The sequence below is a fragment of the Nitrospira sp. genome (assembly GCA_016788885.1).
Classification (GTDB): domain Bacteria; phylum Nitrospirota; class Nitrospiria; order Nitrospirales; family Nitrospiraceae; genus Nitrospira_A.
This window is the reverse complement of record JAEURX010000006.1, coordinates 90,572-105,724: the sequence shown is the minus strand read 5'-3', so window position 1 is coordinate 105,724 and position 15,153 is coordinate 90,572. Positions and strand designations below refer to the sequence as shown.

Annotated in this window: 9 protein-coding genes; 8 read left to right on the top strand and 1 reads right to left on the bottom strand. The window is 59.2% G+C overall.

Features of this window, described 5'->3' with window-relative positions; genetic code table 11:
- The first annotated feature begins 68 nt into the window (after window positions 1-68).
- From JNL86_00970 to JNL86_00945, 6 genes are all read left to right on the top strand, one after another.
- The gene (locus tag JNL86_00970) at window positions 69-1,679 is read left to right on the top strand and encodes an SAM-dependent DNA methyltransferase (GenBank protein ID MBL8041474.1); all 1,611 of its coding nucleotides are present in this window, start codon (window positions 69-71) and stop codon (window positions 1,677-1,679) included.
- A complete protein-coding gene (locus tag JNL86_00965; protein ID MBL8041473.1) occupies window positions 1,676-2,944 on the top strand; it encodes a restriction endonuclease subunit S in 1,269 nt (422 codons plus the stop codon). The genes JNL86_00970 and JNL86_00965 overlap by 4 nt, the downstream gene beginning before the upstream one ends.
- Window positions 2,945-2,949: 5 nt before the next feature.
- Window positions 2,950-3,873: a HipA domain-containing protein gene (locus tag JNL86_00960; GenBank protein MBL8041472.1), complete on the top strand. Its 924-nt coding sequence runs from the start codon at window positions 2,950-2,952 to the stop codon at window positions 3,871-3,873.
- Entirely contained in the window at window positions 3,870-4,640 is a 771-nt protein-coding gene (locus tag JNL86_00955) for a hypothetical protein (protein ID MBL8041471.1), read from the top strand. The genes JNL86_00960 and JNL86_00955 overlap by 4 nt, the downstream gene beginning before the upstream one ends.
- A complete protein-coding gene (locus tag JNL86_00950) occupies window positions 4,641-7,826 on the top strand; it encodes a type I restriction endonuclease subunit R (GenBank protein MBL8041470.1) in 3,186 nt (1,061 codons plus the stop codon).
- 112 nt (window positions 7,827-7,938) lie between these two features.
- Window positions 7,939-9,066, top strand: coding sequence for an NADH:flavin oxidoreductase/NADH oxidase (locus tag JNL86_00945; GenBank protein ID MBL8041469.1), 1,128 nt, complete (start codon window positions 7,939-7,941; stop codon window positions 9,064-9,066).
- 23 nt (window positions 9,067-9,089) lie between these two features.
- Here the strand turns inward: JNL86_00945 and JNL86_00940 are convergent, their stop codons facing one another.
- A complete protein-coding gene (locus JNL86_00940; protein ID MBL8041468.1) occupies window positions 9,090-10,331 on the bottom strand; it encodes an MFS transporter in 1,242 nt (413 codons plus the stop codon).
- 188 nt (window positions 10,332-10,519) lie between these two features.
- Between JNL86_00940 and JNL86_00935 the strand changes: the two genes are divergently transcribed.
- Window positions 10,520-13,939 (top strand): AsmA-like C-terminal domain-containing protein, encoded by a 3,420-nt coding sequence (locus JNL86_00935; GenBank protein MBL8041467.1) that lies wholly within the window; start codon window positions 10,520-10,522, stop codon window positions 13,937-13,939.
- Window positions 13,940-13,990: 51 nt separating this feature from the next.
- Window positions 13,991-15,148, top strand: coding sequence for an aminopeptidase P family protein (locus JNL86_00930; GenBank protein ID MBL8041466.1), 1,158 nt, complete (start codon window positions 13,991-13,993; stop codon window positions 15,146-15,148).
- Window positions 15,149-15,153: the final 5 nt, after the last annotated feature.

Here is a 15,153-nt window from a genome sequence, read left to right as displayed (position 1 = left end):
CATGCGGCAAAAGCGTAGATGGGTACGGACTTTTTTCAGGACAGGTTAGGAGGGCGACATCACCGATCATGCAATGGATTGCCCCATCGGAAAAAGACACGGCGACGGACGCGCTGGAAAAACGTCTGTGGGATGCGGCCGATCAGTTGCGGGCCAATAGCGGCCTGACCGCGGCCCAATATTCCACCCCGGTCTTAGGCCTAATATTCCTCCGCTTCGCCGATGTACGCTTTGCCAAGATCAGGGCCGGCCTGGAGAAGATGGCGTCTTCGTCACGGCGCGGCTCACGCGTGGACGAACCATCCGCCTATCATGCCGAAGGGGTGCTCTATCTGACGCCGAACGCCCGATTCGAAAGGCTTCTCCATCTGCCGGAAGGCAGCAATGCCGGCAAGGCGATCAATGAAGCCATGCGCGACATTGAAAAGCATAATCCTCAGCTTGCCGGAGTGCTTCCTAAGACCTATGAAGTCTTTGCCGGCACGTTGTTGAAGGAACTGCTCAAGCGCGTGTCCGAAATCCCGGCGACCATGGACTACGATGCCTTCGGGCGCATCTACGAATACTTCCTCGGCGAGTTTGCCCGAACGGAAGGACAGAAGGGCGGCGAGTTCTACACGCCTTCGGGCATCGTGCGCCTGCTGGTGGAAGTGTTGGAGCCCTACCATGGCCGCATCCTGGACCCCGCCTGCGGCTCCGGCGGCATGTTCGTCCAAAGCGCCCGCTTCGTCGCCGAGCATAAGAAGAACCCGTCGTCAGAACTAGCTATTCATGGACAGGAAAAGGTCGCAGCCACAGTCGCCCTCTGCCGCATGAACCTGGCCATGCACGGCCTCGAAGGGGATATCAAAGAAGCCATCACCTACTACGACGACCTGCACAACAGTACCGGAAAATTCGACTTCGTCCTCGCCAATCCGCCGTTCAACGTGAACGCCGTCGATAAGGAGCGGCTGGAAGCCGAGGTGGGCAAAGGCCGCCGGTATCCCTTCGGCCTGCCTCGCACCGACAACGCGAACTACCTCTGGATTCAACTCTTTTATTCGACGTTGAACCAGACCGGGCGAGCCGGCTTCGTCATGGCGAACAGCGCCTCCGATGCTCGCTCTTCCGAGCAGGAGATCCGCAAGCAGCTCATCGAAGCCCGTGCGGTGGATGTGATGGTCGCCGTGGGGCCGAACATGTTCTACACCGTCACGCTGCCTTGTACCTTGTGGTTTTTGGATCGAGGGAAGCAGAAGACGCCGAGAGCCGACAAAGTCCTCTTTCTCGATGCGCGACACATTTACCGCCAGGTGGATCGGGCACACCGTGACTGGACCGAAAGCCAGATCGGATTCTTGGCCAACGCTGTCCGGCTCTACCGGGGCGAGGAGCCGGACTTCACCCTCGGAGGGCCCGGGGCCGAAGCCAAGCTCAAAGAAGTATTCGGCAAGAAGCTGAAGTTCACCGACGTGCCGGGCTTGTGCAAAGCCGCCACGATCAAAGAAATCGAAACGCAGTGCTGGAGCCTCAACCCTGGCCGTTATGTCGGTGTGGCACCCGGCGAAGAAGTCAGTGACGAGGATTTCAAGGAACAGCTTGAAGCGCTGAATGAAGAACTGGAAACGCTGAATGCCCAGGCCCGTGAGCTGGAGCAGACTATCGCTCGGAATGTTGCGGAGATTCTCGAAACGTGACCGCAGCAGCATGGAAAAATAGAAAACTTGGTGATTTATTAAAAATCAAGCATGGGTATGCATTTAAAGGAGAGTTCTTCTCCGACGAAGGGAACTTTGTTCTTTTAACGCCAGGAAACTTTCGTGAAGAAGGTGGCTTAAAACTTAAGGGCGAGAAGGAGAAATATTATGCGGGTGAGATACCTGAGGATTTTGTGTTGCGCAAAGGTGATTTGCTGGTAGCAATGACTGATCTTACTCAGAACGCTCCAATACTTGGGAGTCCCGCTTTTGTTCCTGAGAGTGGCCGGTTTTTACACAACCAGCGCCTCGGAAAGGTGACAAATATTCGTCATGACGAGGTTGTCCCAGAATTCCTCTTCTACCTTTTAAATACGACAGCGGTCCGTGGTCAGATTAAAGGCAGTGCATCAGGCGCAACTGTCCGCCACACATCGCCAGCGCGAATGTATGATGTGTCAGTCAACATTCCTCCGCTTCCCGTCCAGCGCCGAATCGCAGGCATTCTGTCTGCCTATGACGACCTGATCGAGAACAACCAACGGCGCATCAAGATTCTGGAAGAGATGGCCCGATCCCTCTACCGCGAGTGGTTCGTCCACTTCCGCTTCCCCGGCCACGACAAAATCAAAATGGTTTCTTCCCGCCTCGGACCGATTCCACAAGGCTGGAAGATTGTGCGCGTTGATGATGTCTGCGAGTTGGTGACTGATGGTTCACACTCAAGCCCAAAGTCCATCAAACAAGGCTTGCCTATGGCATCCTCGAAAGATATGCACGAGTGGGGTCTCAACCTGGAAGGATGTCGTTATATCAGCAGGCAAGACTTTGATCAGCTTGTGAGGAATGGGTGCAAACCCAAGAAGAATGACGTTCTCATTACAAAAGATGGCGCCAACTATTTGAAGCATATCTTCGTCGTCCGTGAAGAGCAGGAATTGGTACTTCTTTCCTCGATCGCGATTCTCCGTCCCAATGAGATGATTAATCCTCACTTGCTGACCGCCATTTTGAGCGCACAGGAGAATAAGGACCGATTGAAGAATTATGTGACCGGCGCAGCTATTCCCAGGATCATTCTGAGCGATTTCAAACGATTCACAATCGTGCTCCCAAGCGAAGAAGTTCAAGGTGCTTGGGCCAAGATTGGCGAACCGATAACCCAACTCTGCTGGAGACTTGTCGAACAGACTGCAAACCTCCAGCGCACCCGCGACCTGCTGCTCCCTCGGCTGCTGTCGGGGCAAATCCCGCTCTCCTGTTGAATCGCATGCCGGCCCTTGAATCCTATCCCATCATTTCTCTTCGTAAAGAAGACGTGCTCGCTCCCGAAGAGATGGGCAGCAAGCGGAAGGGGTGGGTGCAGGTGGGTACGGATTCGGAGCCGTGGCTCTTCAAGTACGCGCGCCTGAGCAATGGCGAGATCACCGGGGAGCACTGGGCGGAAAAGGTCGCAGCTGAATTGGCTGGGCTCCTCGAGATCCCGCATGCACGTGTCGAACTCGCCAGACTCGATGGCGCAGTTGGCTGTATCAGCCGACGGTTTCCTGAGCTGTCCCGACCTGGCACCGAGTTAATTCACGGTAACGACCTCCTAGCCGGGGCTGTCTTGGGATATGATCGGGCAGGACGACGGGCCCAGCCAGACCATACGATTGAGAATATCGCGAACGCAATTGCCGTAGTAATTCCTGATCGAGAGGAACGGGATAGGGCATTCAGCCAGTTGGCCGGGTACGTGACGTTGGATGCCTTGATTCTGAACACCGACCGGCACCATGAAAACTGGGCGCTAATTCGTATGCCTTCGAATGATGGAACACATCTTCACCGAGTGGCTCCCACGTTTGATCATGCCTCTTCCCTCGGGCGCAATGAGCCGGTGGAGAAGATCGGCCAATGGCTGAAAGAAGCGTATCGCTTCGAATGGTATGCCGCTCGGGGGCGCGGAGCGATCTTCATCAAGGCCACGGATGAACATGGAGCGAACCCGTTGAGGCTGTTCGAGGTGGCCGCCCGCGCCTGGCCTCGGTACTTTCAACCATGGAGCCAAATGGTGCAGAATGTCGGCTTGGACCGCATGCTGTCCGTCGTCGATCGTGTGCCGGATCAGGCCATCGATCCACGGCAACGGACATTTGCAAAAGGGCTTCTCAGTGTCACCTTTGGGCAAGTAGTGGGTACATTCTTATGAAAACGCTGTTCTTAGCTTGGCAGGATGCGAGGCCAGATGGTGGGGCACGCCCTGGCTCGCGTGCCTGGTTTCCTATCGGTCGCCTGGAATCCGAACCGGGGCAGGGGTGGTTTCGGTTTCTCTATACGAAGGGTGTGTTGGAGGCTCAAGCCAAGGCAGGCTTCCAACCGTTGGATGCGTTTCCTCAGTTCGAGAAAGTGTATGAATCAGGTGAGTTATTCCCTCTGTTCCAAAACCGCCTGATTAGTCCGAAGCGGGAAGATTATGCCGAGTACCTTGAACGCTTGGCGCTCTCGCCAGAGGAACGAGACCCGTTCGCGATTCTGGCCGTCTCCGGCGGGGGACGCCAGACGGATAACTTGGAAGTCTTCCCCCAAATCCGTCCTCACCGGGATGGAAGGTTTGCCAGTCGGTTTTTCCTGCACGGGTGGCGTCACGTGAACATGCCGTCCCAGGAGCGGTTGAATCGGTTGGAAGCCGGGGCCGCTCTGCAAGTAGCCGTAGAGCTGAACAATCCCGCCACAGGCGCAGCGATCCAACTGTTGACCCCTGGTGACTACTTCATGGTTGGGTGGACCCCTCGGTATCTCATCAAGGACATGCTGGCCGCGATCGCCGGAGGAGTCGAGAACATGCGCGCCCATGTGATCCGGAATAATCCTCCCCCGGCGCCACACAATCAACGCGTGTTGGTCGAACTCGAAGGCAGGTTTCAGATCGGATATCAACCGATGAGCAGTGAGGAATTTCTTCCCCTCGTCGCCTAAATGGCTCAAGCCTACTCAGAAGATCAGCTTGTCGAACAGCCGGCCATGCATCTTCTCGCAACCTTGGGCTGGCAGGTTCTCTCCGCTGCCGAGGAGATCTTTGGCCTGGGCGGTACGTTCGGTCGAGAAACCAAGGGGGAAACGGTTCTTCTCCCTCGTCTCCGTACCTCGCTCGAACGCCTCAATCCCTCTCTCCCGCCAGAAGCACTCTCCCAAGCCATCGACCAATTGACCCGTGACCGATCGGCCATGAGCCTGGTAGCGGCGAATCGGGAGGTGTACGGGCTGCTCAAAGACGGCATCGAAGTGACTGTTGCGGATGCCACGAGCGGCGGCCAGGAGCCGGAACGGGTTCGCATCATCGATTGGGACAATCCTCTCGCCAATGATTTTCTGCTCGTCAGTCAACTCAGCGTGACCGGCTCCCTTTATACGAGGCGGCCTGACCTTGTCGGATTCGTGAATGGACTGCCTTTCGTCGTGATCGAGCTGAAGAAACCCGGCGTGCCTGCGCAACAGGCCTTCGATGACAATCTCACCTGTTACAAGGCCGACATCCCCCAACTCTTCTGGTTCAACAGCCTGATGATCGCCAGCAATGGAACGGAAAGCCATATCGGCTCGCTCACAGCCGACTGGGAGCGCTTCTTCGAGTGGAAGCGGATCGAACGTGAAGACGAACCCCGCCGGGTGTCGCTGGAAGTGATGTTGCGCGGCACCTGTGAACCATCACGCCTCCTGGATCTGCTCGAAAACTTCACGCTGTTCTCCGAGCACAAGGCGGGATTGGTCAAAGTGCTCGGCCAAAATCACCAGTACCTCGGCGTGAACAATGCCATCGCCGCCACATTGACCGCCAGAAAGCAGGGCCACGGACGAGCGGGCGTCTTCTGGCAGACGCAGGGCTCGGGCAAAAGCCTCGCGATGGTGTTCTTCGCCCAGAAAATCCTCCGCAAGATTCCCGGGAATTGGACCTTCGTTGTGGTGACGGATCGTGTTGAGCTGGACGATCAGATTGCCAAGACGTTCAAGGCCTGTGGCGCGGTCAGCGAGACGGAAAGCGACCAGTGCCACGCCCAAAGCGGGGCGCAGTTGCGGCAGTTGCTTGGCGAAAACCATCGTTATGTCTTCACGCTCATCCACAAATTCCAAACTCCTGAGCTGCTGTGCGACCGGTCCGATGTGATCGTGCTGACGGATGAAGCCCACCGCAGCCAGTACGACACTCTGGCCCTCAATATGCGTGCCGCCTTGCCCAACGCCCTTTTCCTCGCCTTCACCGGCACGCCTTTGATTGCAGGGGAAGAGCGGACGCGCGAGGTATTTGGCGACTACGTCTCTGTCTATGACTTCCAGCAGTCCGTTGAAGATGGCGCGACGGTACCGCTCTTCTATGAGAACCGGACGCCGGAGCTCCGGTTGGAGAATCCGCACCTCAACGACGACATCTATAACCTGATTGAGGCAGCCGGACTCGACGACGAGCAGGAGAAGCGGCTGGAGCGGGAACTCGGCCGGCAGTATCAACTCCTGACGCGCGACGACCGGTTGGAGACGATCGCCAAGGATATCGTCCGGCACTTCCTCGGACGAGGCTTTCAAGGCAAGGCGATGGTGATCTCCATCGACAAGGCGACAGCCTTGCGGATGCATGACAAGGTCCGGGCGCACTGGAACGAGGAAGCGACGCGCGTCGAACAGGAGATGGCCGGGCTCAGGACGTATGGGGCCAGGCCTGCCGATCCCGATCGCATCCGGGAACTCAAGGCACGCCTCGAGGTGATCCGTACGACCGACATGGCGGTCATCGTCTCCTCCGCCCAGAACGAGATTGCTGAGATGAAGAAACTGGGGCTGGACATCGCGCCGCACCGGAAGCGCATGAACGACGGCGGCCTGGACGAAAAGTTTAAGGAGGCGAAAGACCCGCTGCGCCTGGTCTTTGTCTGCGCCATGTGGCTGACCGGTTTCGATGCGCCCAGTTGCTCGACGATTTATCTGGATAAGCCGATGCGGAACCACACCCTGATGCAGACCATTGCCAGGGCCAACCGCGTATTCCCCGGCAAGCACAGCGGCTTGATTGTCGACTATGCCAATGTCTTCGAATCGCTGGAGAAGGCGCTTGCCCTCTATGCCAAAGGGAAAGGCGGCGAGCGCCCGATCCGTGACAAACAGAGGCTGGTTGATGGACTGCGCCAGGCGATTCACGACGTCACGGCCTTGTGCCAAGTGCATGGCGTCAGCCTGAAGGAAATTGAAGGACTGGGCGCCGGAACCTTGGAGCGGCTCACCAGGATTGCGGAAGCGGTCGAAACGCTGATCTCACCTGATCCACTCAGAAAGGACTTTTTGGCCCACGAACGCTATGTGTGCACGCTCTTTCAGGCGGTGAAGCCAGACCCCTCCCTGCTGGAATGCGCCTCTCGCGTGAGCTGCCTGGCCACCATCGCCGCGAGCCTGCGTGAAAGGACGGGGGAGGGGCCGGCGGATATTTCAGCCGTGATGGCCGACCTGAATAAGATTCTGGATGCGTCCGTGGCTGCCGACGGCTTTCACATTCCCCAAGGAAAGTCTGGTAATGGCGTGATCGACCTGACAAAGATCGACTTTGAGGCCCTCGCACAACGGTTTGGGAAGTCGAAAACCAAACAGATCGACCTGGAGCAACTGAAGGCGGCCATCCGCGCTCAACTCGATAAGCTGATTCGTCTGAATCGCACGAGGGCCGACTATCTGACTAAGTTTGAAGAATTGATCGACGCCTACAATGCGGGGAGCCGTAACATCGACGAGCTGTTCAGAGAGCTCCTGGCGCTCAGCCGCAGTTTGAATAAAGAGCAGGAACGCCACGTCCGGGAGAATCTTTCCGAAGAAGAATTGGTGATCTTTGACATTCTGACACGCCCTGCCCCGGAATTACGGGCCGCAGAACGGGCGGAATTGAAGAAAGTCGCCAGGGATTTGCTGTCCAAACTGAAACAGTTGCTGGTCCTGGATTGGCGGCACACCGTCGCGGCTCGGTCAAAAGTGAAGCTGGCTATCGAAGATGTGCTCGACCAGGGCCTTCCTCGTGCCTATACGCCGGATATTTACAAACAGAAATGTAGCGCCGTATTCGAGCATGTCTATGAGACATACGGGGATCGGGGACCAAGTCCCTATGTTTCCCAGCCCGGCCTCTAGACCATGGGCCATCGGTGACTGGCGGCTTCCCACAGCTCACCGCCTCTAGTCGCAGCCCTCTCACCCGTCTTCCCCTTTTCTTATCGATCACACACCTGCTAAGAAAGTGATTATGGCTACTCCAAAACTGTTCGAACCAATCCAAGTCGGCGGGCTCACGCTGAGCAACCGGATCGTCATTGCGCCGATGTGCCAGTATTCGGCGGTCGATGGGCAAATGACCGACTGGCACCTCATTCACCTAGGCCACCTCGCCCTCTCCGGGGCGGCGGCGCTGACGATCGAAGCCTCCGCCGTTGAGCCGGAAGGCCGCATCACCTATGCGGATACAGGGCTCTGGAACGATGCCACTGAAGCTGCCATGGCACGCACGATCGAGAGCATCCGCCGTTGGTCGGACATCCCCCTCATCATCCAGCTGGCCCATGCAGGCCGAAAGGCGTCGACCGACGTACCCTGGGAAGGAGGGGAACAATTTCCTCCCAGCCACAATCACGGGTGGCAGACTGTCGCCCCGTCGCCAACCCCGTTTGCAAGCGGCGAGCATCCGCCGAGAGCATTGGATCACACTGCTCTGAAACACATCCGCGAATCGTTCGCCGCTTCGGCCCGGCGCGCGGCGCGGCTTGGCCTCGACGGCGTGCAGATTCATGTCGCCCATGGATATTTACTCCATGAATTTCTCTCACCGCTTTCGAACCGCCGGGACGACGAGTACGGAGGGCGACTCGAACATCGCATGCGGTTTCCGCTCGAAGTGTTTGATGCCGTGCGTGCCGCATTCCGGTCTGATCGGCCTGTAACGGTTCGTGTGTCCGGCACAGACTGGGTTGAAGGCGGCTGGGACATCGAGGAGACCATGGTGTTCGCCAAGGCTCTGGAGGCACGTGGGTGCGCGGCGATTCATATCAGTAGCGGCGGGCTCGATCCGCGCCAGCAGATTCCTGTGGGCCCCGGCTACCAGGTGCCGCTCGCCCGTGCGGTCAAGCAGGCGGTGTCTATGCCGGTGATCGCCGTGGGACTCATCACCGACTACGACCAAGCCGAATCGATCGTGAGCAGAGGCGATGCGGACATGATCGCGCTTGCGCGAGCCATCCTCTACGATCCGCGCTGGCCTTGGCATGCGGCAGCTCACTTGGGAGGCCAAGTGCAGGCGCCGAAACAGTATTGGCGCAGTCAGCCGAGCCGCTATCGGAATTTATTCCTCAAAGAAAACGGCAAAGGAGATAGCAAATGAGCGGGCAGCATTGAAGGGTATACTCACTCTCTCAATCCTTCCTCCGGATCGACCTTCATCCACATCAGCCCTCCACAGAGCGCAATCACCGCAGCGACCAGTAGCGACGCTGTCCAGCCCCAGTGATCCGCGAGCCAGGGTGTGAGGCTCGGCGAAATCACCCCGCCTACGTTAGCGCCCGTATTCATCACGCCCGACAAGGTGCCCGCGTGGGTCTTCGACAGATCGGTCGTCACGCTCCAATAGGCGCCGACGGTGAAGTACAGCCAGCCGGCGCCGAGCGACAGGCACACGATCGCCATGGTGTGCGACTCCACCCAGGCGCCGACCGCAATCAACCCACCAGCCAGCGTCATCCCGATCATGCCGATTGACAGTCTGGCCTTACGCAACCCGAGCTTGGGCACGAGCTTGTCTGTGATCAAACCGCCAAGCGGGCAGAACAGCAGGATGGCGAGAAAGGGTCCGGCCGCCAACCACCCGCCACGCAACAGGTCGATGCCGCGCACGTTCACCAAGTAGAGATAAAACCAACTCATATAAATGTAGGCCACGTAGCCGAGGCAAGAGTAACTCGCGACGAGCCACCAGAGGGAGCGTGAGGCGAGAATCTTCCGCCAGGGGATCGGGGCATGAGCGGTCTCTGCGGTCACCACGCCCTTCCGCCCATCCCGCGAGCAGAATACCCATAACAAGGCCACCACCAGACCGATCAAGGCCGAAAGATAAAACACCGATTGCCAGTGATAGTTCACCATGACCCAGGAGGCGAGGGGAGGCGTGATGGCCGCACCGATGCCGATGCCCCCGATGGCGATGCCGATGCCGAGCCCACGTTGCCCTGGCGGCATCCAATCGGCCACGGCGCGATTGAAATTCGGCAGGGCCACCGACTCGCCCACGCCGAGTAGGAAACGCACAATGACCAATGCGCCCACGGTACCGACCAACGTGGCCAACGGCAGGGTGGCGACCACGGCAGTCAATACCGTACAGAGCGACCACCAGAGGAGGGCACAGGCCAACACCACACGTGCTCCCCAGCGATCACCCAGGCGACCGCCGGGAATTTGGCAGAGCGCGTAGCCGAAGACAAAGGCGGAAAACACGTAGCCCATGTCCTGATCGGTGAGACCATAGGCCGGCATCATCTGCCGGGCCGTGACGGAAATGTTGACCCGGTCCATGTAGGTCACCGCGCTGATTGCAAACAGCAAGGCAAGGATGCCCCAGCGCGGTTGTCTCGTCGAGGTGTCAGACCTCACTCGTGATTCTCCCAGTGCCCCGCCGACCGGCGGCCGGCGCATTATAGACCCGTGCATGCACGAGGTGAAATGTGAAAGGAGAGGGATAGAGACCTTTCACGTTTTACGCCTCTGAAGCACGCCTCTGTATGGATTTCACGCGCACGCATCCAGTACACTGCGTTGTTGCTCTACTTAGAGGAGGATCAGTGAGGGTTCGTCCCCGCACGGTGGTGCTGTCGCTAGTTGGCCTAGTGGTCGCGGGGGTACTCATCCTCCTTTATTCGCGCGAGTTGTTCGGCGTCGACATCCTCAAAAACTTCTTCCTTCAGCAACTCGAAACCAGCCTGCGCCGTAAGATCGAAGTCGATCGCATCAAACTCGTGGTGCTGCCCAGCATTCGCCTCGAACTCACCAACGTCGGCATTTACGGCCACGACGACCCAACCCACGTCGTTTTTTCCGCCAAAGAAATCGATATCGTGCTGCGCCTGCTCCCGCTGCTGAAGAAGCAGGTGGTGGCCAAACGCATCTTTCTCAATGAACCGACGGTGACATTGATCCGCAACCGGTCCGGCCACTGGAACGTGCTGGCCGGATTGCCCTCAGCGGCCAAAGACGAATCGGCCTACCAGATGTTCAGTCGTCTGCTCCAAATCCGGGAGGCGACCATTCAGAAAGGCCATATCACCGTCACCGACGAGGCACGACCAGACGGCGTCCGGACGACCAAGCTGGAATCGGTCGAAATGGCGCTCAAAGTCTATCCAGGGAAGGCCCAAGGAGACCTGCATATTTCCGCGGCGCTGCCGACCACCGGCGTCCCCTCGTCCGTTTCCCTGACCGGCACGATCAGTCTGAGCGAATCGTCCTCCTCGTTGGCGGCCGAGGAGCCCTATTCGGTCCATCCTGCGTTTCAATTCGAGGGCGAGATCGACACGACCAACCTGCGTCTGCGCGAGGCCGCCGACTTCTTCGGCCCCAGGCCGGTTCCCCAGCAACTGCAGGGCGGTGCTAGTCTCCAAAGCCATATCCGCGTGGCCCCTGGTGTCGCAGGCTATGACGTGGTGCTCACCCAAATTGCCGCCAATGTCGATGAGTTGGCCGTCACCGGCAAGGCCAACATGGCCGGACTGCTGACCTCGCAACCGACGTTTTCCATCACCTTCGCCGCGCCCTCGATCGACCTTCGGCAGCTCTTCGCGCGGATACCGGCGCAGTGGATCCACGCGCAATTGCCGGCGCTCGTTGAACGGCGGCAACTGGGCGGCACAGTGGAGATCCTCTCCGCCACCCTGACCGGCGCCACGGCACCCAGCCCGCAACTGTCGCTCACGGGCGATTTCCGCATCGACAAAGGCACGGCCCTCATCGGCAACGACCTTGTACCGACCCAGGATCTGACGGCCACCGTCTCGGTGGAACCGGGACGCATCCGCGTCGGCAAGCTGAGCGGCGAGTACGGGAATCTCACGATCACCGACGGCAAAGCTGTGGTCTCGTTTCTGGACGACGGGCCCTGGATGGAATTGGACATCAGCGGCGACATGACGGCCGCCGACCTCGTGAGATTTCTCACCAAGACCATTCGCGCGGACAAGCTCACGTCGCTGCTCGCGCAGTCGCGTGAAATCGAGGGGCAGACCCATCCGACGTTCCGCCTCGTCGGCCCGCTGGACAAACCGGACGGCATCACCTTCGCGGGCGGGGAGGTGTTGACCGAGCAGGTCAGCCTCCTGAATCCGTCGTTGCCGCAACGGCTGACGGCCATGCACGGGCGCATCATCTTCTCGCAAACCGGCGGCGTGCAGTTCGATCAGGTCACGGCCAACGTCGGGGAGGCTCAACTCCAGTTCAACGGCATGATCGGCGGCGGTACGCCCAGCGTCTTCCAGGATTTCGTGATTCGCGCGAAGGGCAGCGCCACCCAACTTCGACAGATGCTCTCGGCCGGCACCTTTCCCGACGACCTGTTGTACGGCATGGTCACCGCCAAGGTGCAGCTGTCCGGCCCGTCCGGTGCACCGCACCTGCGCGGAGAAATCGGCCTGAACGAGGCGAAGCTCGTGCTCCCGACGCTCGGCGAAAAACCGTTCGGCTCACCGGCCTCCCTGGAACTCGACGCCGATGTGACCAAAGGCACCGGCCTGGTCATTTCGCGTCTTGAACTCGTGGTGCCGCCGCTACGGCTGCCGCTGAAGGGCCGCATCATCCTGGGCGATCAGTTCTCGATCGACGCCTCACTCGCCACGGGCACCGTGTCCGTCTCCAGTCTGCCGGAATGGGTCTACCGCAGTGGATTCGAGGCCGGCAGACTTGAAGTCTCCATGGACGTGAAGGGGGCGGATGCCGAGTGGAAAAACTGGCGGACGAGTGGGTGGCTCGCGCTCACCAACGGCCTGATGACGCTGAAAGGCGTGGACGGCGCGGTCGAAGACATCTACCTTCGCTTGAAGTTTTCCAAGAACATCGCCGACATCAAGCAGTTGTCGTTCCGGATCAAGGACAGCGATGTGAGCCTCTCGGGGGCATTAAAGAATTGGACGACCAAACCAGTCATCGCGGTCAAAATCGAATCGGCGCAGATGGATCTCGACCTGCTCATCCCCAAGGGGCACCGCTCGCCGATCCGGGAATTCCTGGAGACGTTGGCCTCGACCAGCCAGGTGAGCGCCACCGCCACCATCGAAAAAGGCCTCTATAAGCATCTGCGGTTCGGCGGGCTCTCGGGACGGCTCACCATTCAAGACGGCATGCTGGATCTCGACCGCGTCGTGACACAATCGGGCACCGGCCATGCGGCGGGCCGGATGGTGGTGCACCTGCCGAAGGGCGAGCCGGCTGAAACGGAAACCTCGGTGCGCATGACCGGCATTCCCGTCGAAGCCCTGCTCCCGCTGCTCGGCGCGAACGATCAACCGGTGACCGGCGACATGAAGCTCACCGGCGCGCTGCGCGGGCACGGACGCAATCCGCACGGTATCCTGCCCACACTGAATGGGAAGGTTGAACTTGTCCTGCAGGATGGCCGCATCCTCAAAACGGAAAAGCGTGCCATCTGGAAGATCCTGTCCATCCTGAACCTACCGGCCGTCTTGCAAGGCAAGGTTGATCTTGAAAAGGAAGGGCTCCAGTACAACCGCGCCAGCGCCACCCTGACGGTGCAGAACGGCTTGGTGAAGACGCAGAACATCATTCTGGACAGCCCGGTACTAAAGATCTCGGCCGTCGGCAGTTACGACTTGCCCACCGATCAGCTCGACATGATCTGGGCGGTCAGCCCCTTCGGCTCCTACTCGCAGTTTTTGAAATCGATCCCGCTCTTCGGGCGCCTGATGGCCGGAGACCGCAAGGGGCTCGCGACGGCACTCTTCCAGGTGAAGGGATCGATCGACGACCCGGAAGTGACTTATCTGCCGATGAAATCCTTCACCACGGGACTCACCGGTGTCGCGCAGCTCGCGTTCGATCTGTTGAAGAATACGGTCATGCTGCCGATCGACATTCTCTCGCCGCAGGAGGAAAAGGAACCGCTGTTCGACCCGGCGCTGGAAATCCAAACGCCACCCTCCGCACCGCCGCCGATCGACGTCCCGCAATCGCCGGCCCGCGTCCCGGCCACGCCTTGACCACCTTCGGACCGCGTGATAGCATCCGAATCATCTGATCGCTTTGACCTCATGAGTCACTCCACGGAGCACAACCAGACGTCCGGCCCCAACGCGACCCTCTTCATCGCCGCCAGCGAAACGGACTCGAATCTCTATTACGCCACGAAGTTCATCGCACCCGACCCCTTCATTTACCTGGAGGTGAAAGGGGAGCGGCTGATGATCATGAGCGACCTGGAGGTTGACCGGGCTCGTCATCAGGCCACCGTCGATCGCGTGTTGTCGTACTCCGAATTGGAACGGCGCGCGAAGTCCCAGGGCGTCAAAGATCCTGGTAATATCGATGTCATCCATCTGGTCCTGCAGGACGCAGGACTGCACGAGATTCTGGTGCCGCCGACGTTTCCGTTTCTCCACGCGCAACGGCTGCAGGAACTCGGGTACCGGCTCCGTACAAAGCGCGAACCGTTTTATGAACGGCGGGTGATGAAATCGGACGAAGAAGTTCGCCACATCGAGGCGGCGCAGCGGGCAACCGAAACCGCCGTGGCTGCCGCGCACGCTAGTCTTCGTCGAGCCGAGATTCGCGACAATGTGCTCTGGCTTGACGGCGAGATACTGACCTCGGAACGCGTGAAGAAGTTGATCAACGTCGCGCTCATGGAATGCGACTGTGTGGCACAACATACCATCGTGGCAGGCGGGGAGCAGGCTTGCGATCCGCACGACGAAGGCAGCGGCCCGTTGCCGGCGCATCGCAGCATTATCTTCGACGTATTCCCGCGCTCGGCCGATTCCCGTTACTTCGCCGACATGTCGCGCACGGTGGTGCGCGGGCGACCTTCGCCGGAATTGACGAAGCTGTACCAGACCGTCAAAGACGCGCAGGAAGAAGCCATTACCAACATTCGCGACGGTGCCGACGGCGCGGTGATTCATCAAGGCATTTGCGATCGGTTCGAAAAGGCTGGGTACAAGACCGGCCTGGTCAACGGCCGCATGCAGGGCTACTTTCACGGCACGGGACACGGCGTCGGTCTCGATATTCACGAAGCGCCGCGCATCAGCCGAACAGGATCGCTGCTCCAGGAGGGCCACGTCGTGACGGTGGAACCGGGCCTCTACTATCCGGGGTTGGGCGCGGTCCGTATCGAGGACATGGTGCTTGTCACCAAGGACGGCTGCCGCAATCTCACGAACTATCCGAAAGTGTTTGAGCTCGGCTGATCCAG